This window comes from Bacillus pumilus (assembly GCF_024498355.1).
Classification (GTDB): domain Bacteria; phylum Bacillota; class Bacilli; order Bacillales; family Bacillaceae; genus Bacillus; species Bacillus pumilus_P.
The window spans coordinates 23,883-41,057 of sequence record NZ_CP101834.1; the positions used below are offsets into that span (position 1 = coordinate 23,883).

30 protein-coding genes are annotated in these 17,175 nt (G+C 35.6%); 28 read left to right on the plus strand and 2 right to left on the minus strand.

What is annotated here, in order from left to right; translation table 11 throughout:
* Position 1: 1 nt before the first annotated feature.
* The 24 genes from ssb (at position 2) to NPA43_RS18855 (ending at position 13,229) form a co-directional block, all read left to right on the plus strand.
* Entirely contained in the window at positions 2-487 is a 486-nt protein-coding gene (gene ssb / locus NPA43_RS18740; RefSeq protein WP_106031780.1) for a single-stranded DNA-binding protein, read from the plus strand.
* An 82-nt stretch (positions 488-569) separates the two neighbouring features.
* Positions 570-887, plus strand: a complete 318-nt coding sequence (locus tag NPA43_RS18745) for a hypothetical protein (protein WP_106031779.1) — start codon at positions 570-572, stop codon at positions 885-887.
* Positions 888-1,268: 381 nt separating this feature from the next.
* A complete protein-coding gene (locus tag NPA43_RS18750; protein WP_251181613.1) occupies positions 1,269-1,886 on the plus strand; it encodes a recombinase family protein in 618 nt (205 codons plus the stop codon).
* Positions 1,887-1,994: 108 nt separating this feature from the next.
* The gene (locus tag NPA43_RS18755; protein ID WP_256499739.1) at positions 1,995-2,321 is read left to right on the plus strand and encodes a hypothetical protein; all 327 of its coding nucleotides are present in this window, start codon (positions 1,995-1,997) and stop codon (positions 2,319-2,321) included.
* Between the two features lie 403 nt (positions 2,322-2,724).
* Positions 2,725-3,258, plus strand: coding sequence for a DEAD/DEAH box helicase family protein (locus tag NPA43_RS18760; protein WP_256499740.1), 534 nt, complete (start codon positions 2,725-2,727; stop codon positions 3,256-3,258).
* A 99-nt stretch (positions 3,259-3,357) separates the two neighbouring features.
* Entirely contained in the window at positions 3,358-3,894 is a 537-nt protein-coding gene (locus NPA43_RS18765; RefSeq protein WP_256499741.1) for a thermonuclease family protein, read from the plus strand.
* Positions 3,895-3,921: 27 nt separating this feature from the next.
* On the plus strand, positions 3,922-5,310 hold the full coding sequence (locus NPA43_RS18770) for a DNA cytosine methyltransferase (RefSeq protein WP_256499742.1): 1,389 nt from the start codon (positions 3,922-3,924) through the stop codon (positions 5,308-5,310).
* A gap of 13 nt (positions 5,311-5,323) precedes the next feature.
* Positions 5,324-5,743 (plus strand): hypothetical protein, encoded by a 420-nt coding sequence (locus NPA43_RS18775; RefSeq protein WP_256499743.1) that lies wholly within the window; start codon positions 5,324-5,326, stop codon positions 5,741-5,743.
* Positions 5,740-6,195 carry a hypothetical protein gene (locus tag NPA43_RS18780; RefSeq protein ID WP_256499744.1) on the plus strand — a complete coding sequence of 152 codons (456 nt, stop codon included), beginning with the start codon at positions 5,740-5,742 and terminating at the stop codon, positions 6,193-6,195. The genes NPA43_RS18775 and NPA43_RS18780 overlap by 4 nt, the downstream gene beginning before the upstream one ends.
* Before the next feature lie 58 nt (positions 6,196-6,253).
* Positions 6,254-6,718 carry a hypothetical protein gene (locus NPA43_RS18785; RefSeq protein WP_256499745.1) on the plus strand — a complete coding sequence of 155 codons (465 nt, stop codon included), beginning with the start codon at positions 6,254-6,256 and terminating at the stop codon, positions 6,716-6,718.
* Between the two features lie 19 nt (positions 6,719-6,737).
* Complete coding sequence (locus tag NPA43_RS18790; RefSeq protein ID WP_256499746.1) at positions 6,738-6,947, plus strand: hypothetical protein; 210 nt, start codon at positions 6,738-6,740, stop codon at positions 6,945-6,947.
* The gene (locus NPA43_RS18795) at positions 6,934-7,257 is read left to right on the plus strand and encodes a hypothetical protein (RefSeq protein ID WP_256499747.1); all 324 of its coding nucleotides are present in this window, start codon (positions 6,934-6,936) and stop codon (positions 7,255-7,257) included. Before NPA43_RS18790 ends, NPA43_RS18795 begins: the two co-directional genes overlap by 14 nt.
* A gap of 48 nt (positions 7,258-7,305) precedes the next feature.
* The gene (locus NPA43_RS18800; protein WP_256499748.1) at positions 7,306-7,710 is read left to right on the plus strand and encodes a beta-sandwich lipoprotein; all 405 of its coding nucleotides are present in this window, start codon (positions 7,306-7,308) and stop codon (positions 7,708-7,710) included.
* 41 nt (positions 7,711-7,751) lie between these two features.
* A complete protein-coding gene (locus tag NPA43_RS18805) occupies positions 7,752-8,402 on the plus strand; it encodes a hypothetical protein (RefSeq protein ID WP_256499749.1) in 651 nt (216 codons plus the stop codon).
* On the plus strand, positions 8,389-8,841 hold the full coding sequence (locus tag NPA43_RS18810) for a hypothetical protein (RefSeq protein ID WP_256499750.1): 453 nt from the start codon (positions 8,389-8,391) through the stop codon (positions 8,839-8,841). The genes NPA43_RS18805 and NPA43_RS18810 overlap by 14 nt, the downstream gene beginning before the upstream one ends.
* Positions 8,842-8,855: 14 nt before the next feature.
* Entirely contained in the window at positions 8,856-9,257 is a 402-nt protein-coding gene (locus tag NPA43_RS18815) for a hypothetical protein (protein ID WP_256499751.1), read from the plus strand.
* A 54-nt stretch (positions 9,258-9,311) separates the two neighbouring features.
* Entirely contained in the window at positions 9,312-9,491 is a 180-nt protein-coding gene (locus tag NPA43_RS18820; protein ID WP_256499752.1) for a hypothetical protein, read from the plus strand.
* A 124-nt stretch (positions 9,492-9,615) separates the two neighbouring features.
* Positions 9,616-10,080, plus strand: a complete 465-nt coding sequence (locus NPA43_RS18825; protein WP_256499753.1) for a hypothetical protein — start codon at positions 9,616-9,618, stop codon at positions 10,078-10,080.
* A gap of 57 nt (positions 10,081-10,137) precedes the next feature.
* On the plus strand, positions 10,138-10,599 hold the full coding sequence (locus NPA43_RS18830; protein WP_256499754.1) for a hypothetical protein: 462 nt from the start codon (positions 10,138-10,140) through the stop codon (positions 10,597-10,599).
* 284 nt (positions 10,600-10,883) lie between these two features.
* On the plus strand, positions 10,884-11,177 hold the full coding sequence (locus NPA43_RS18835; protein WP_256499755.1) for a hypothetical protein: 294 nt from the start codon (positions 10,884-10,886) through the stop codon (positions 11,175-11,177).
* A gap of 361 nt (positions 11,178-11,538) precedes the next feature.
* Positions 11,539-11,778 (plus strand): hypothetical protein, encoded by a 240-nt coding sequence (locus tag NPA43_RS18840; RefSeq protein ID WP_256499756.1) that lies wholly within the window; start codon positions 11,539-11,541, stop codon positions 11,776-11,778.
* Positions 11,762-12,325 carry a hypothetical protein gene (locus NPA43_RS18845; RefSeq protein WP_256499757.1) on the plus strand — a complete coding sequence of 188 codons (564 nt, stop codon included), beginning with the start codon at positions 11,762-11,764 and terminating at the stop codon, positions 12,323-12,325. The genes NPA43_RS18840 and NPA43_RS18845 overlap by 17 nt, the downstream gene beginning before the upstream one ends.
* Before the next feature lie 69 nt (positions 12,326-12,394).
* On the plus strand, positions 12,395-12,589 hold the full coding sequence (locus NPA43_RS18850) for a hypothetical protein (protein ID WP_256499758.1): 195 nt from the start codon (positions 12,395-12,397) through the stop codon (positions 12,587-12,589).
* Between the two features lie 22 nt (positions 12,590-12,611).
* A complete protein-coding gene (locus NPA43_RS18855; RefSeq protein WP_256499759.1) occupies positions 12,612-13,229 on the plus strand; it encodes a hypothetical protein in 618 nt (205 codons plus the stop codon).
* 38 nt (positions 13,230-13,267) lie between these two features.
* Here the strand turns inward: NPA43_RS18855 and NPA43_RS18860 are convergent, their stop codons facing one another.
* Positions 13,268-14,533, minus strand: a complete 1,266-nt coding sequence (locus NPA43_RS18860) for a Y-family DNA polymerase (RefSeq protein WP_256499760.1) — start codon at positions 14,531-14,533, stop codon at positions 13,268-13,270.
* A complete protein-coding gene (locus NPA43_RS18865; protein WP_256499761.1) occupies positions 14,530-14,862 on the minus strand; it encodes a YolD-like family protein in 333 nt (110 codons plus the stop codon). Before NPA43_RS18865 ends, NPA43_RS18860 begins: the two co-directional genes overlap by 4 nt.
* Before the next feature lie 205 nt (positions 14,863-15,067).
* Here NPA43_RS18865 and NPA43_RS18870 point away from each other — a divergent pair, with 205 nt between their 5' ends.
* The 4 genes from NPA43_RS18870 to NPA43_RS18885 all read left to right on the plus strand — a co-directional run bounded on the left by NPA43_RS18870 (position 15,068) and on the right by NPA43_RS18885 (position 16,648).
* The gene (locus NPA43_RS18870; RefSeq protein ID WP_256499762.1) at positions 15,068-15,532 is read left to right on the plus strand and encodes an HNH endonuclease; all 465 of its coding nucleotides are present in this window, start codon (positions 15,068-15,070) and stop codon (positions 15,530-15,532) included.
* On the plus strand, positions 15,525-15,743 hold the full coding sequence (locus NPA43_RS18875) for a hypothetical protein (RefSeq protein ID WP_256499763.1): 219 nt from the start codon (positions 15,525-15,527) through the stop codon (positions 15,741-15,743). Before NPA43_RS18870 ends, NPA43_RS18875 begins: the two co-directional genes overlap by 8 nt.
* Before the next feature lie 150 nt (positions 15,744-15,893).
* The gene (locus tag NPA43_RS18880; protein ID WP_256499764.1) at positions 15,894-16,412 is read left to right on the plus strand and encodes a hypothetical protein; all 519 of its coding nucleotides are present in this window, start codon (positions 15,894-15,896) and stop codon (positions 16,410-16,412) included.
* Positions 16,413-16,450: 38 nt separating this feature from the next.
* Positions 16,451-16,648 (plus strand): hypothetical protein, encoded by a 198-nt coding sequence (locus NPA43_RS18885; RefSeq protein WP_061410344.1) that lies wholly within the window; start codon positions 16,451-16,453, stop codon positions 16,646-16,648.
* Positions 16,649-17,175: the final 527 nt, after the last annotated feature.

The window sequence follows — 17,175 nt, forward strand, 5'->3', positions numbered from 1 at the left end:
AATGATTAATAGAACAGTTTTAATTGGTAGACTTACAAAAGATCCCGAGCTTCGTTATACACCAAATGGTGCAGCTGTAGCGACTTTTACTTTAGCTGTGAATCGTACATTTACAAATCAATCTGGAGAGCGTGAAGCAGATTTTATTAATTGTGTTACTTGGAAAAAACAAGCCGAGAACGTAGCTAACTACTTGAAAAAAGGAAGCCTTGCCGGTGTGGACGGTCGTTTGCAGACAAGAAACTATGAAAATCAACAAGGTCAACGTGTATTTGTGACCGAGGTTGTGGCTGAAAGTGTTCAATTTCTAGAGCCTAAAGAAAAGAGAGAAAATGCAGGATATGGTGGTAATCAATATCCAAATAGCCAGCAACGTAATAATAACTATAACAACAACCAACCTGATCAGAACAGTAACTTTAGAAATGATCCTTTTGCAAACGATGGAAAGCCAGTTGATATTTCTGATGACGATCTTCCTTTTTAAATTCTAATAGGGAAGATGCTCACTTGCTTAAATGGTAAGCGTGTGGTAGAGTCATCATGAAAAAACAAGTGAGGTCGATAACATGGCTAATTCAGATGTATCCAATACTGGAATTAGAGTAAACATAAAAACACATGAATTTTTGAGAGAATTTGCGTATCAGAATAGAACTAGCATTAAAGAAGCAATTACATTCATTATTACAAAGCTGAAGAGTGAAATTGAAGAAGGGAAAATTCATTTTCCGAAATATAAGAAAGTCGTTGGAGAAGAAACGAAGAATGTCAGGATCTCTGAAACTGACCGGTTGTTTCTTGAAAGTTTAGCTTTTCACAAGCACACAAAAATAAAAAACGCTCTTGAAATCATAGCAAGTGAGTATGAAAAAAGAAATAACTAATAAGAGACTTGTGTAATTCAAAAAGTAGGAGGGAATCATATTGAAGGTTAAAACATTAATACATTTGATATTGTTTATACTTTTCGTACTTATGTTAATTAAGTATAAGGCCATTCTTTTTGGATTATTGCAAGTCTTATTATTAGTCGTTATTTTATTTATTGGGTTAGTTATTGTAGGAAGGTTTGCTTTGGGATTGATAGCCTTTATTGCAACAGTGTTCGGTATATTCGCAGTATTCGGTATATTTGTCACTTACTTCGTATAAAAATATTTCTTGGTGTTCAATTTGGGTATACCTCAAATTAACAACTGTAATCACAGATTCAATAAGGGTTCAATATGTTCATTTTGGGTTGTTCATTAAACAGGAGGTAATTTATGATTTTTGGCTATGCGCGTGTGAGTAGCTCGGATCAAAATTTAGATCGGCAGGTACAAGATCTTAAAAAAAAGAATTGTGACAAGATTTACGTGGAAAAAATTTCAGGAAAAAATTTCAATCGTCCTCAATTTACAGAAATGAGAAATAAAATGAGATTTGGCGACTTATTAATAGTTCATGATCTTTCTCGTTTTGGAAGGAACAAAGAAGAGATTATGAATGAATGGAAGAAACTAATTGATGATGAAATTGATATTGAAGTTCTTGATATGCCTATTTTAAATACTAGGCAATATAAAGACTTACCTGGTGTCGGCAAACTGGTGTCAGATTTAGTTTTGACGTTATTGGCTTGGGCCGTTGAGGATGAAAGGAAAAGAAATCGAAAAGCTCAGAGGGAAGGAATTGAGATTGCAAAGGAAAAGGGTAAATACAAGGGGCAGGAGAGGAAGTATCATGCAAATGCAACAGGAAGAAATAAGCTAATATTTGACGAAGTGGTTAGAGGATTGAATGCTCATGAATCTGTTATGGATATACATAGAAAAACTGGATTATCAAGAAATACAATATATAAAATTAAATACGAAATCAATAATAACGTAGAGATGTAAAGCTTCAGTAGAAGCTTTTTTTATTTGAAAAAAATAACATGTTTACTTGCACACGACGTGAGCAAGTGGTATAATAAAGAAGAACAAAGAGTAGGAGGTAATTGTGGTATGGAATTAAGTCTAAGAGATTATTTTTGTATTAGAAAAAACCAATTTGATGATGAAAGGTTACAAAATGTTTTGTGTTCTGAAAAAACAACCACTGTAGATCATTTGGTTAAAAGGCATGATTTTGATCAGGATTTTGTCAATAGTCAATTGAAAGATTTGACAAGGTTAGGGAAGATTCGTGTGGAAAGAGGAATAATAAAGGTGAATAGGGTCGAAAAGCATAGAAGGGATCAAATTAAAGTCAATATTTTTACTGCGTTTGGTGCCAGCGTATTCTTCTTTTTCATTGCGATTTTCCCAGCTTTAGTTGAGGTGTTTTTTTAATGAGGTCAATTCAAGCTATAAGAGAACTTTTGAAAATGAAGGGTATCAAGACGGATGTTGTTAATAAAAAAAATATAATGACAGAGAGGGATTCATTTGAATGTATTATTTACAGCTTCGAAGTTGATGAAGGCCAAAGATGTGAAGCGATGGTGCCAGAAGAACAGAAATAGCCTGGCATTTAACTTAGTTATTGAGTTTGAATCAAAAGAAAAGCTAATGCGTATGAAAAATTCACTGACTTTAAAAAGATCCAAACAAGAAAAAAGCCAAGTCCGTGGCGCGAACTTGGTTTCTCTAAGAAAAAGTTGTTGTTAAGTGTAACAATATAAATATACCATTATTCATTCAGCATAGCAAATTTTGCATGCTGAATGACCTATTTATTTGGAGGCGTGATTTCATGAAACCTAACAAGACCTGTCCTTACTGTGCTACTAAAGTAAGTGAAGAGAAAGAGAAATTTTATTGTGATTTTTGTGATATCTATTTAAAAATTGACCAGGTATCCAGTGATGGTGTAAGAGTTCAGGTACCTCGTCATAGATCGACAGTAGATCCAGAAGAATTAAAAAAAACCACGTCCGAACTAATGTTGTATCCAACATGGGAATTGATTTTGTTACTTAAAGAGGCAAGGAAAAACAGAACGTATTTTTATAAAAGGCTGTATGACGTTAGGAAATCAAATCGCGGCTTAGCTGATAAGCAAAGAGGTGATGAGATCTTAGCTGCGTATAAAGATGCAACAAAAAGGATGTATGTCGTGGAAAATTTGATAAAGGTTCGTATTGGTTATATTCCAGATAACTTAAATGACAGTTATATGAAAGACTATGAAAAGAGAATGAACAACAAAAAAACTAATTCTGTAATGGAAATGTGGGATGAAAGTGATGGATCTGGTTCAAGAAGACAAGTTGATTTTCGCGAATAGCATTAGATTCCTAAATCGCAAGCAAATTAAAGCCATGCTTTTTTTATTTGAAAGTCAAATCGATGCTGCTACTTTGGGTATAAGATCTGAGGTCCAAATATGAAGCTGTTATGCAAACTTTTCGTTTTATTCCTTGTTTTTTTCATATCGGGATGTAATTCATATTACGCGAATCAAACACCAGCTAGAGAAGAAGCTAGATTATTAAAAGTGATAGATGGAGATACGATTAAAGTTCTTTATAAGGGAAAGAAAACATCTGTCAGATTGCTTCTAATAGATACACCTGAAACTAAAAGTCCAAAAACCTGTGTGCAGCCGTATGGACTTGAAGCATCTAAAAGGCTTCAGGAATTATTAAAAGATGATTTAGTTGAATTAGAGTTTGAGCCTGAAGAGGATGAAAAAAAAGATAAATATGGTCGTTTACTTGCTTATGTCTATAGTGATGGAAAACTAATTCAGAAGCAGTTGTTAGAAGAGGGATATGCTAGACTTGCTTATATTTTCAAAAGTAACTATCTACATTTAGAGCAGTTGAAAAAATCGGAAAGCATAGCCAAAAATAAACAGATAAACATTTGGAGTACACCAAATTATGTGACATCGAGGGGTTTCAGCTATTGTGAACTTTAGAAATTGTTGATTCTGGAGGTAGCAAAAATGGAATATTTAAATTTGAATTTATTTCGTGAAATTGTTGTTGATAACTTTGCAGGAGGCGGCGGAGCAAGCACTGGAATCGAGCTTGCGACAGGTTTATCCGTTGATATTGCTATTAATCATGATCCAGATGCAATTGCGATGCACAAAACAAACCATCCTGATACAGAGCATTACTGCGAAAGTGTATGGGATGTAGATCCGAAAGAGGCTGTTAAGGGACGAAAAGTTGGACTTGCATGGTTTTCACCTGATTGTAAGCATTTTTCGAAAGCAAAAGGTGGTAAACCGAAGGATAAACAGGTTCGAGGATTAGCATGGATTGCAGTGAAATGGGCTATTGCAGTACGTCCACGAGTGATCATGTTAGAAAACGTTGAAGAGTTTCAGACGTGGTGTCCGTTAGATGCTGATGGTTATCCAATTAAAGAAAAAAAGGGTGAAACCTTCAAATCTTTTGTGAAATCACTTGAAGCATTGGGATACAAGGTTCAATTCAAAGAATTGAGGGCTTGTGACTATGGTGCGCCTACTACTAGAAAACGTTTTTTTATGGTAGCTCGTTGTGATGGTAAACCGATTGTTTGGCCTGCACCTACACATGGTGATCCAAATAGTCTAACCGTACAAGTTGGTAAGCTGTTACCTTGGAGGACAGCCGCAGAAGTCATTGATTGGAGCCTAGAAATTCCATCAATATTTACAAGGAAAAGACCTCTTGCAGAAAACACAATGAGGAGGATAGCGCGTGGTGTTCAACGATTCGTGCTTAATAACCCAACCCCATTTATCGTGAGAATTGGTCAAACAGGTTTTGCCGGTGATCGGCTGCAATATGAATTGAATAAGCCGTTAACCACTATAACAACTAAGCAAGAACATTGTTTGATAGCACCGACAATTATGGTTAATACCACAGGCCATTCAGGAAGTAGAATTGATGAGCCGATTAAAACCATAACAACAGGTGGACAGCATGCATTAGTAACATCTGTTCTTTCAGCAAGTTTGAAAAACAGAAGCCAATCTGTTTATGCATTTCTAAGCAAATATTATGGTTCCGAAATTGGACAGAGTATAAATGGTCCTTTACATACCATTACAACCAAAGACCGTTTTGCTTTGGTGACTGTTAAGGGTCAGGATTACCAAATTGTAGACATAGGTATGAGGATGTTGCAGCCACATGAGTTGTTCAACGCACAAGGTTTCCCTTCAAACTATGTAATAAATAGAGACTGTTATGGAAATGTTTATTCCAAAGTAAAACAAGTCGCTAGATGTGGGAACTCGGTTCCGCCACCATTTGCGGAACAACTGGTAAGAGCCAATCTTCCAGAAATGTGTGTACCTGAACATATGACCAAATATTATGGGAAGGCAAATTAGGAGGAAACGGAAAATGCCAAAACCTGAACAGCTAAAAAGAATAATTGACATAAACGAGCTGATCCAGCTCATAGCAAGCATTGATCATAGAACATTTTATTACGAATCAAAAAATTCGGTTGCCTGCTTTATATTTGGAAAGCGAGGGAAATTATTCTTCGTAGACGATTACACAGGGGAATGGGTCTATCCATATGAATTAGGGCATGGCCCAGCAAAAGGATTCTCACATGGAGGGAACATGTGGCAGCTGGTCAACAGCATGAGGGAATTCATCATCACTGGTCAATATGGCGATCTTAGAGACTATAAAGAAATTTGGGCTTATAGTCATGAAGGCTGTCAAAAGATTCGCCAAAAGGCGAAGGAAATCGGATTTATTGAAACGGTTGATTATCCATACAGTTTCAGAGAATGGGAGTTGGCGAAATGAATTTACATGAATACTTTTGTGAAGAGTGTAGTGAACGAACATATATAAAAGAGTTAACGTATGGTCATGATTTATACTGCGCTTTTTGTGGTCAAAAAGAATTATCTATGTCTGGTGAAGATATGTTGTTATTGGAATACGGTCCAAGAGAAGTGATGAAGCAGAACAATAAAATCCCTATGGCAGAAGCAGAATTATCTCTTTTAAAGATGTGGAAAAGCGCTGGTATTGAATCTGTTTATAAATACAAAGGGAGAATTAGTGAGTTTCGTCAGGGGGTATCTGATATTAGCTCGATATATGATGTGTCAAGCCTTCTTTTATATGACTTGTCTGGTGTTATGTTTGAAAACCTTGAAGACATTGCCAATGGCAATCACAAAAATTTTAGGCTGGAAGATTTCGCAGTGCGGCTTGAAGATATTCTCAGGGAACAAGAACAGATATTTTGAAATGACAGTAAGAGGAAAGACAAGAGAGCTAATGATTCTATAGGAAAGGAGGATGAAGATGAAACGCATTATAAAGTCTATTAAAAAGACTTATAACCTTTATAAACAACCGTTACAAATTGGAGATCTGATGGAGGTTAAGAAAGAAAATTGGATCATCATAGGCATAGAAGAAGTTTCAATCACATATAGCCAGCTTGAAATTGTATACACATGTCAAAACACAGCTGAAAAAATACTGTACCAGCCAGACACATTTAATCTTGGTGAATATAAAACAGTGGACATTGTAGCAAGAATCAGAACAGGTAAAGAACACATATTGAAAAAAATACAACTTGGAAAACTCGTATGGATTGAGGACAAACCATATCAATCAGTAGGGTATACAGATGTCAGCATTGAATTTACCGATGTTGTTGTTTCCTTTCTTGGAAGACCTGTAAGGCCAATTCCAGTGAAAGAGGTCAAAGCAAAATTATTGGAAGAACGGAAAAAAGCACTCAATTTACAGCTTATATAAGCTTAGGAGGAATTATAGGATGCCATATGACGATAATCAGGGTAAATTAGTTGATCCTAAAGTCAGTGATGTTATTAAAGCGTTACAAGATCAACTTGAAATCTATGGTGACACTCCATTGAGATTCACAATTGATGGAAGAGAAACCGAAAAAGAGATCCAACTAGACTTTTATAAAAACATTTTGTTGCTGCATTTGGAGGAAAGGATAACTGATGATGAACATTGAGCTAGGAGCATTTTATGCCGATGATCACGTACGACCTGATGGTGTAACTGAGACGAATATAATGCTTGTTTTGGAAAAAAGAAAAAACAGGTTTTTTGAAATAGAATCAGATTTCTATATATCTGAAACTATGGAAATGGTAGATGGAAAATTTGATGCTATGTATATAAACGATTGGTTACCACAAGCCTTTGAAAGAGAAGCAACACCACATGAAATAGAAGAATTTAAACGTCATAGAGAGTTATACACGAATCTAAAGTCATGGAAAGAACTAATTTTTGAGGCGTTTTCGAGGCAAGCTCATTAAATAGCTGCTGGAAGGATAAATAAATACAAATCGAAGGGTTGATGAATAATGAAAAAGAAATTATTAGTATTACTTATTACTGCAATGGCGATTATGGCTGGCTGTAGTGAAGCTGATGTAGTCTCTGAAAACATTTCAAAATCCTCTGACTCATTCGAGGTTCAAAGAAGAATTGTTTTCTTCAACGGCATTACTGACAAATACTTACTAACAGTAGAGGGCCTTTGTGCTTTGGGTAATGACGATACTGATCTAAGAATGACAGTAACGTGCAAAGTCGGAAAAGACGAATACAAAAAGCACTATCTTGGTTTAAGTGATAATGTGAGTTTTTTTGCTGAACAACTTGAACCTAACAAGGAAGATCCCTTCCATTACAAGATTTTATTCAGACCGCAGACCATCATTCCAGATATTGAATTACAGACAAGTAAAACAAAAAAAGGAGAATGAACACCAAATGATTATTATTGATATTAGAACGGAGAGAGAAGATGGCTAAGTCCTCTCTTACATTAAAACTTGAAAATCAAATCCATGCACATACAAAAGAAAAAGGTGTGTTTAGTTGCTTTGAAGTGACTATTGGTTACGACAAAGCTAGAGCTGGCTACGAGAGAATTGATTTTCTTACTTTAGATAGAAAGGGTATCTGGAGATGTTATGAAATTAAAGTATCACTGTCAGACTTTCGATCAAGCTCGAAAAAAAGTTTTGTTGGTCACTATAATTATTTTGTTCTGACAAAGGAACTTTACGAATTAGTAAAAGATGAGATTCCTAATCACATTGGTGTTTACATCGGAGGTACTAGTTGTGTGAAAAAAGCAAAAAAACAGGAATTGAAGGAGAGTTCCGATACTTTAATGTTCTCAATGATCCGCGCTGCAACGCGGGATGCAAGTAAATTATATGAAAGCACAAATTCATTTATTATCAATGACTATAGAAGGCAGATCCGGCAATTAGAGCAACAATTGTTTAATAAAAATCCAAATTTGCCTGATGCACAAATTAATTATGAATTAAGAGAAGAAAATTTTCGTTTGAAACACCTTTTAAGTAAACATGGAGTGGATTTTCTCATAGGAGAGAATGAGTCTATGTCTAATCCAAAAGGAGATGACAAGCGTGTGGTTGAATGATTTCCTCGAAAACTTTAAACGATTTACACTTTTAGCAGTGCCTCTAGGTATAATGCTGGTTATTTTAGCGAACGTAGTGCTTCCTCTAGGCATTGATATGCTTGAAGATATTACAGGATATGAAGAACAAGCTTCATCAAAAAATGAAAGTGTGGAAGTCGAGGGTCTAATAGTTGATAAAAAAATGAATATATTAACTAACAATAAAATAGATATAATGCCTCTTCCAGCCATGATGATAGGCAGTGGTTCGTTAGGTTTGGCTTTAACACCAGTATCACGTACTACTAAAGAAAGAACAGAGTTTACACTTCGAGTATATGCAGAGGAAAAGACCTCGACAATCGTTGTTAATGAAAAAACTTATCATACCTATATGAAAGGCGATAAAGTGTCGATACGAATGAAAAACAACAAATTTGAACTTGAAGGGGAATAATGGGGGAATAGTGAATGAAATTATTTGAGATATCCTATCCATATTATTCATTGATAAGAGCAAGAAATATGGATAAGGCATTGAAGATGTACAATGAAGCTCTTCTTGAAAGTAATTTAGTTGAAAGTGATCATGACAATGTAATTAGAGAAATCTCAAAAAAGCAGGCAGTACGTTCTTTTCTTTCTATAGTGGGTTTCGAGAAAGGATGCCACTTGAAAGATGTGATTCTAGAAGGCAAAAAAGAAGGAGTAATTGTTTTGGATCATAATAGGCAATCAAGGCAATACAAAGGATCCAGAAGATCCAGAATTGCTTTAGAAAGAGTAAATTCTTTAATCCTTCTTTATGCAATAATTACATGCTTTTTACTTGCGAAAATCATTGGAGATTTTTTGTTGGTGTATCTTAAATAGCTATTAAGACTATTGAATTCAATAAGGACATGGAGTGGATAGGTGGTTTTATCTTTGTTGAAAACGTTTTATTTTGTTGTTATTGCGATTGTTTCTTGTATTTTTATTAACGTTCTCTTGTTTTTTTTGTTGGGTGTGACTTCAACATTTAAAATGCTGACGCAACTTTTGCAAATAACAGCTTTGTCTGCTGGCATAACTATTATTCTTATGCGACATGGCGAAGAAGATTGATTTTCCTGGAGCAATTAAAGATGCTTTTTTCTAGTTTTGATATTAAGGAGTGATCTTTTATGAACCATGTGCTTACTGAGGATCATCAATAAAGACCAATATATAAATAAAGGGGAAGAGAATTTTGAGAAAAGAAATAGACAATTTAAAGAATGAACTAAGAGAAATAGAAGAAGCTTTAAGAAATGCAAAGAGTAATACAGTGAAAAACATACTTCAGGAAGCAATTGAACAACGAGCGAACGAACTTGAAAAACATAAAGCTCAGGGCGTGGTGATGCTGGATGTAAAGCTGAAAGACGGTAGAGAGCTAAAAAGATGTTCATTATATTCAGTATCAGACAGTGCGGGATCCTACGCTGTAACCGATTTGAAGGAAGCAGCCACAATGTTACAGTTTGAAGAGGAAGTATATCTTCAGCAGGACGTAGAAAAATTTGGTGACTTTGCAGGGGAGATATTTGTATCTGAGATCGATTCATTTTACCCTTATAAAGTTTTGGATATTAATGATCTAGACTCTTATACAGTTAGGAATCCTAAAATTGAAGCTTTCAAAAACATACAGGCAAAAGGAGAATTGAAATAATGAAGATTCCATTTGAAACTCATAAAATATTCGTCTGCAAATTAAGGGGGCCTTACGATGAATAAGAATGATTTAAAAGTTCCAAAAGATCCAAAAGACATGGTGAATATGGAGCTGTTAGAGGCATATAGCGCATATAGCGCAAAAGGGTTTCGAACGATAGAAGAACAAAATTACTTGGGGCAGCTGCGTCAAGTAATTTTGGAACGGATGAGTGAAAAGGAATGCGCTAACTGCGGTTCACCAAGAAGTAAAGCACAAAAAGAAGAAAAGGAGAATGAAAAAGTGATTACAAATATTGATAAAGATAAACTTTATAGAACCTTCCTTAAATTTCTATTAGAGAACGGAGAATATCGATTATCTAATCATGGTCTATGTAACGATGACATAGATGAATTCATTGAAAATGCTATTGATGATCCATTCTTTCATGAGGAATTAGAAGATTTTATCAAAGATTTCATACGTAAGAATGGAGAAGTCTATGGAATGTTATTGAATCCGAATTTTCGATAATCAATCAAATAAAGGAGGTCATGCTAAATATATATTTGATTTAATCAAGAATGACTATGGAGAAAATAGAGGTCAACCAGAATGCACAGTTGATCTCATGAATGAAGGGGTAATATTAGAAGATTTTCTTTGACTCGTAAGCAAGTAGATAAGATTATCTCAAAACTTCCAACATACGAAATTCTTGCTAAAATTGATGCTAGTCCAAACCGTGAATTTGATGATTTCAGCCAATTTATGTATTTCTTCCCTACCAATGAAAGAAACAGAAAGGAACTTTGACAATGAGTAGATTAGATCAAAAATTCAACTGGACTTGTCCAAAATGCAATCATACAAACACAAATGACTTATATTCCAACGAAATTGAACCGTCACGTTGCTCAAATTGTGATGTTCTATGTGATGTATACATAAACATTCAAATTCAAGTAACTAAGGTTGTTTCATATCAAAAGACAGAGACAGATGAAGATGAAAACGAAACTCATCAGTTTCATATTTTAGATGAAATGAATCAGATACCCACATCATTTATAGATCATGAATACAAGAGAAGAAAAGCAAACAATGAGTAGATTATTGATTAGCAAAAATGAATTCGAAAACGAGAAACAGGGACCTTTAATTTGTTGTTAGAACGACCGTTTCTATAATAATGGACCCTTATTCATGTACCTGTACAACAATTGTTCAAAATAAAAATGTAAACTAGGTTAAATTTTCACTCAGTTTACATAATCTTTATTCTCGGAAGTTGTGTGTCAACCCCCAAACTGATGTTCAAGGAGGATAAGAAATGATTTGGTATATATGTTTTTTCTTTGTGTTGTATTTGTATTGGACTATTGTTGACATTATTGTTGAGACTGGTAGCAGCATGATAAAACGAACAGTAGCAGAAAAAGAAGATAAATTTAACTAAGAAGGATGATGAAAATGATTTTTAGCCAACATCCCGAAAACATATTAGAAACTATAAAAAAATTGGAGTACATTATCAGCACCTCTACTAATACACATCCAAGAATAGAACAAAAGCCTGATCCTGAGTTCATTGTTGATGAATATGCTCTTGCACTTACGTTAATAAGACCAGAAAGACAACAGGCTCAAAAGGAACTGAATGAAGCGATCCAAAGGATCAGAAAGGAAAAACAAAATGCAAAAAATAAATAATCTAGAGTATTTGAGCGATTCGATAATAAAATTCCGAACAAAAATGATTCTGACTATTGGATGTCTTCTCATCCTTGCTTTAGTCATAGCACCGATTATCATGTTTAACTCTAGTTTAATTTATGTTGTCCTATTAATTACTGCAATAATTGTCCTCTCTAGATACTTATCGGAAATAATTGGTATCTATGGCATGCTTACAAAAGCAAAAAAATTGTGTGATCATATTCTTGAAGAAGACAGTAAATTTAGTAAGGAAACACTTAACGATTTTATAGATTTACTTTTGCTAAGACAAGAGCTTGCGGACCGATTTAAATCTACCATTTCACCAAGTACACTAGACAAAATTGCTATTACTGATAAGAAGCTTGACGACTTTGTAGAAAATGTGTTTTATCAACATGAAAAATCTAAGTTTTCTTATACTTATAAAGTTAGATCAATGTTTGAACTGCATTCTAAGGTTAGGATGTATCTATATGCTGCATTTGATATAGGAGCTAAACGCAGATACTTTGAGAAATGGTACTCTGAGAGCGAATAATCATGATATGCCCTCTTCTGTGTATGATGTGATGTAACATCTAAAATATATGTTCAAAGGAGAATCAAAATGAGAAATGCAATGAAGGCCCCCTCTTTCTGGATAACATTCTTTATCTATTGCGCCCTATACTTTGCTTTTCTTGCTGCTGCTGGTGGTAATAGTTTTGTGGCATTCATAGGTGCATTTACCTCAGTAATCGTTGGAATTTATGTGCGGCTCTATTTTGTAAAGAGAAGAAAAGTAAGCAGAAAAGGAAGATAAACTTAATTAGACGGAGGACAAAATGAATAAAGAATTTTCGCACTTAGATTATTTAAACAAGCTCGTTGTTGAGATGAGGATAAAAGTAATTGCAGCATTTGTCTTTCTATTCCTGCTCATACTCGGTTATGGCCTTTATGGAAACTCAATCCTTCTAGATGGTTACAGATTGTTTAATATAAGCATTTTTATCTTTTTATCTATTATTGCTCTTGCTGTATATGCGTCAGAAAATCGTCGTTTTTTGATGCTCCTAGAAGTAGCGAAATCAAAGTCTAAGGATGTAGTTAACCATGATGAACCACCATCAAAAGAAAAGATAAACGAGTTTATCAATTTAGGTTTCAAGAGATATCGAGCAGTGACATATTTTAAATTAAATTATAAAAAGACATCACTAGATGCTATTCATAAAATTGATAGTGAACTTGATGATTTTGTATTACATCAAGACAAAGACTTGAATTTTCATTTCACAGGTGAGCTTTTGACGGCTATGGAATGTTTATATGAAGCATTTGATGCTAAGGATATATTCTCAAAGAACAAATATAAATATTTCAAAAAATGGACTGGTACTCAAAAGAGGCTTGAATGGGAAAAACATCAAGAAGAAAGGAAGAACAACAAAAGGAAATGAACATAATGCACCCCCTTCTATCACGTATGAAGGGGGTTTTACCCCATATGACCGCCAACCAAATTAGATCGATGAATCATGGTTCCGGCATTAGTATATGATGCTGCGCGCATGATTGCGGTATGACCAAATTTGTTGTTGATTGCATCCATTACATGGCCCAACCGACTAACCTTTTCTTGATCAGGATTAAAGAGATCTAGCTGCATGTAGTTGGCCGGATCTACTTTTGAAAGAGAAATGGCAATTGATCTTACTGTCCCATGAGAGTGAAATTGATCAAAGAGGGCTTCGCACACCCTGAAAATATCCATAGTCACATTAGTCGGCTGGTCAATCGTTTTAGCGCGGTTGAATCCTCCCCCACCCTCTTTTACGCTGTAACCTATAGAGAGTGACACAGTTCTTCCTGCTTTATGTGCTTTTCTTGCTCTGCTTGCAACTGCTTCAGCTATTTCTAAAATGACGGTTTTTATGGCAGCTATGTCTCGGTCTGTCTCACCAGGATAGTCTCTCAACAAGATCTGGCTCGTTCCGAAAGAAATGTTTTCAGGAAGATCCTGATGATTGATCTCACTTGTATCGATTCCGTTAGCATGATAGTGCAGCTGCAGCCCCATTACACCGAATTTTTTCTGTAACAATTCTTTTGGGTAGTTAGCCAGCTGGCCAACTGTAGAAATGCCCATGCCATTCAAATTACGTTCCATACGTCTTCCTATGCCCCACATTTTAGATAATGGTCTAACAGGCCACAACTTCTCTTTTATATCGGTTACAGTCCACTCAGCGATTCCTGAAGGGCTCTTCTTGCTTTCGAGATCCATAGCAAGCTTAGACAGCAGCATATTGTCGCCAATTCCAATGGTCACTGTCAATCCAAATTGCCTTAGAATAGATTCTTTTATTTTTACGGCCATGTCCTTTGGGCTGCCCCACAGACGCGATGAACGCCATCTTATAAACGATTCATCGATGCTATAGACATAAACATCTTCAGGAGGCGCAAAACTGTAAAATAGCTCTGTTAATGCGGTTGATATGTCAATAAACTTCCTCATCTGTGGATTCACAATGTGAATTCTAGGGTCTGAAGGGACTTCATACAAACGAGATCCAGTCTTGATATTGTAGTCGCGTTTTAAAGCCGGTGATGCAGCTAAAACTACGCTACCAGAACGATCCTTGTTACCGACTACAGCAAGGTAGCAAGTTAACGGATCAAGATCCATCATTATGGCGGCAGCACTCGCATAAAAACTTTTCACGTCAACGGCCAAGAACTTTTTATTTTGATGGTTCATAGAGCCGCACTGTTTGCATCAACAATATCATTAAAGTTAATTGTCATCTGGTCTTCGTCATTTTTTAATGTTACCTGGTGGTTTTGAGCTGATATTGAAATTAGATGACCTTTTTTCTTTTCGTTAAATCCATTATGATGCGTGGTTATTTCAATCAATGTATTGTTATAGAGTGCTTCATACAAGTTTAAGGAAATGTACTCCTGGTGTTGTTCATCGAGTATTGGTTTATCGGTTTTTTCAAATGTCAATCTTAGTTTGTTGAGCGAGTCCCTATGCTCCGGCATCATAAGAGAAGTTCCCCACTTCTTACTAAACCCTCGATCCATGCTGTATTCCTCCTTAGAAATCATTACACTTATTTTAACCGAACTTACGTTCTTATCCAACAAGAAGTTTTTTCCGGTAAATTGAAACACTCTATTAATGATTAAGGTTATTGTTTGGAAGTATTAGAAGGATATATTTTCATTTGCCCTTTAAAATATGATAATCTTTTTTTAATTACTTTATTTAGGAAGGAGAAGTTTTTTCATGGGAAAAAGGATTGATTTGAAAGGAAAAGTCTTTGGAGAACTGAAAGTCATAAAGTTAAGTGATAAAACCACTAAAAACAATACACGTTTGTGGGAATGTGAGTGTGTTTGCGGAAATCTAGTCTATGTGTTGGGGATAAGTTTACGGGCAGGATATTACAAAAGCTGTGGTTGTAAACGCTCCGAAAAACGTGATCAAGGATTAGAGGAGTATTTACATCGAGATGCTATTGATGGCACAAGAAAAAGTGCTCTTACATCAAAACTACATAAAAATAATAAAAGTGTACATAAAGGTGTGCGCTGGAACGAATCTCGCAGCAAATGGGCGGTAACTATAGGATTTCAACGGAAACAAATTTTCTTAGGGAACTATGACATTTTAGACGACGCTGTCGAAGCTAGAAAAAAAGCAGAAGAAAAATACCATCTACCATATTTAGGAGGACAAGAAAATGAATAAAGAAGAAATTAAAAAATGGATGGAACAGAACTTGGTTGGAACAGATGAGGCAAGGGAAATTACAGGTCAATCAAGATCCGCCTTTAATCAAGCATTAGAAACAAAAAGAATTATTCCCTTTTTCTCTACCGGCGAAGGCACAGGGAAAAGAAATCTATACTTGAAAAGCGACCTCGAAGAATATTATAAAAATAAGAAAAAAATCAAATGAACTATTTACTAACCTCTGTTTATAACAGAGTTTTTTTGCGATGATTTAAAGGAAAGAGTAGATGAATCGCTCATACCGAATTACTACACCTCAACTCAAAGTACAACGTTGCTGCCTAACACAAGCAACTCATCAAATGATGAGTTAGACATGAATAAATATCTTGATGACAACCTTGCTCTAGGGCAGTTCGAAAGCCACTCAATCAATGATAACCTTACAATTATCACTACAAATAGTCCTGTCTTTTACATCCACCAAACAACGGCCGAAGAAACTCCTGAAGAGAATGGAGATTTCAAAGCTACTGCTGCTAAATACAAAAACACTAAAACCTTCACCAGCTGGTACACAGCAAAAAACTTTCTCAATATGAAGCTTTTCACCGTCAAGACAAAGGGTTACTTCCAATATAATGGTAGTGACGTTAAGGCAAAATTAAATGATGCCTGGTATACAAAAGCATTCCTTTCCATCTGGCAAGTCTCCAACTGGAAGAAAGGGACCTATAAAAAGGGTAAGAATTATGCTGAAGTGTACGGAAGAGGAAATTTCCACTTTGGTCTTGAAATAAAAGGATATGGCTTGGTCGTACAAGACCAGTACATCAAGGTTTATTTGACGGCCAACAAAAAAGGAACCGTATGGAAGAAATGGAGCGTTAAATAAACTGTAAGCAACAGGTTCCATTGAAAGGTGGTGAGAATTTGAAAAGATTCTTCATATCAAAATCCTTTATGATCTCATTCTTTGTAACGCTTCTCTTCTTTGGCATTCAAATTAACAAAGAAGGAGCCAACTTCACAGTTTTTGCTAACCTCCTGATCACAAGCTTTATAGTAGGTGTTCTGGTTGCTGCTATCGTCAGATTGTTCACAAGACGAAAAGCATCAACAAGCTCTTAACATTTACCTTTGAAATGTTTTAAGCAGGCTTCAGCCTGCACGCAGTCGTCCGCGCGTAAAGAACGATGGAGGAACAATGCAGCTGTTGCAGCTGGTGACAACCAGGTGCTTACAGATGTTTGTTATCCCATGGTTTAGCGTGGAGCGAGATACCACGAAATGTTGGCCGGTGTTTTGTACCGGCTTACAGTTCGTGAGTAGACCCGAAGGGCAGCCCTGATTGTCATTTGATTTGCATATCAGTTATAATCTTTACAACCCATCAATCCATTAAGGATGCATACGCATTCTAACAATGTACAATATGGCTGATCAACTACATGGTCAATCATTGTATAGTATTAAAGAGAGACTTGCCCAAGCATAAGGGAAGTCTCTTTTTTTATGTTTAGGTGCTGCGATGTGAACGAAGTGAACATGCAGCACAGTCTTTTTTCTTTTGCAGCGTTAGCTGCCGAAGCAGGCTCGATGCCTGCGTTTTAATAAAAGGAAAGCTACAGCTTTCCTACCAAGCGTAAGCGCAATTC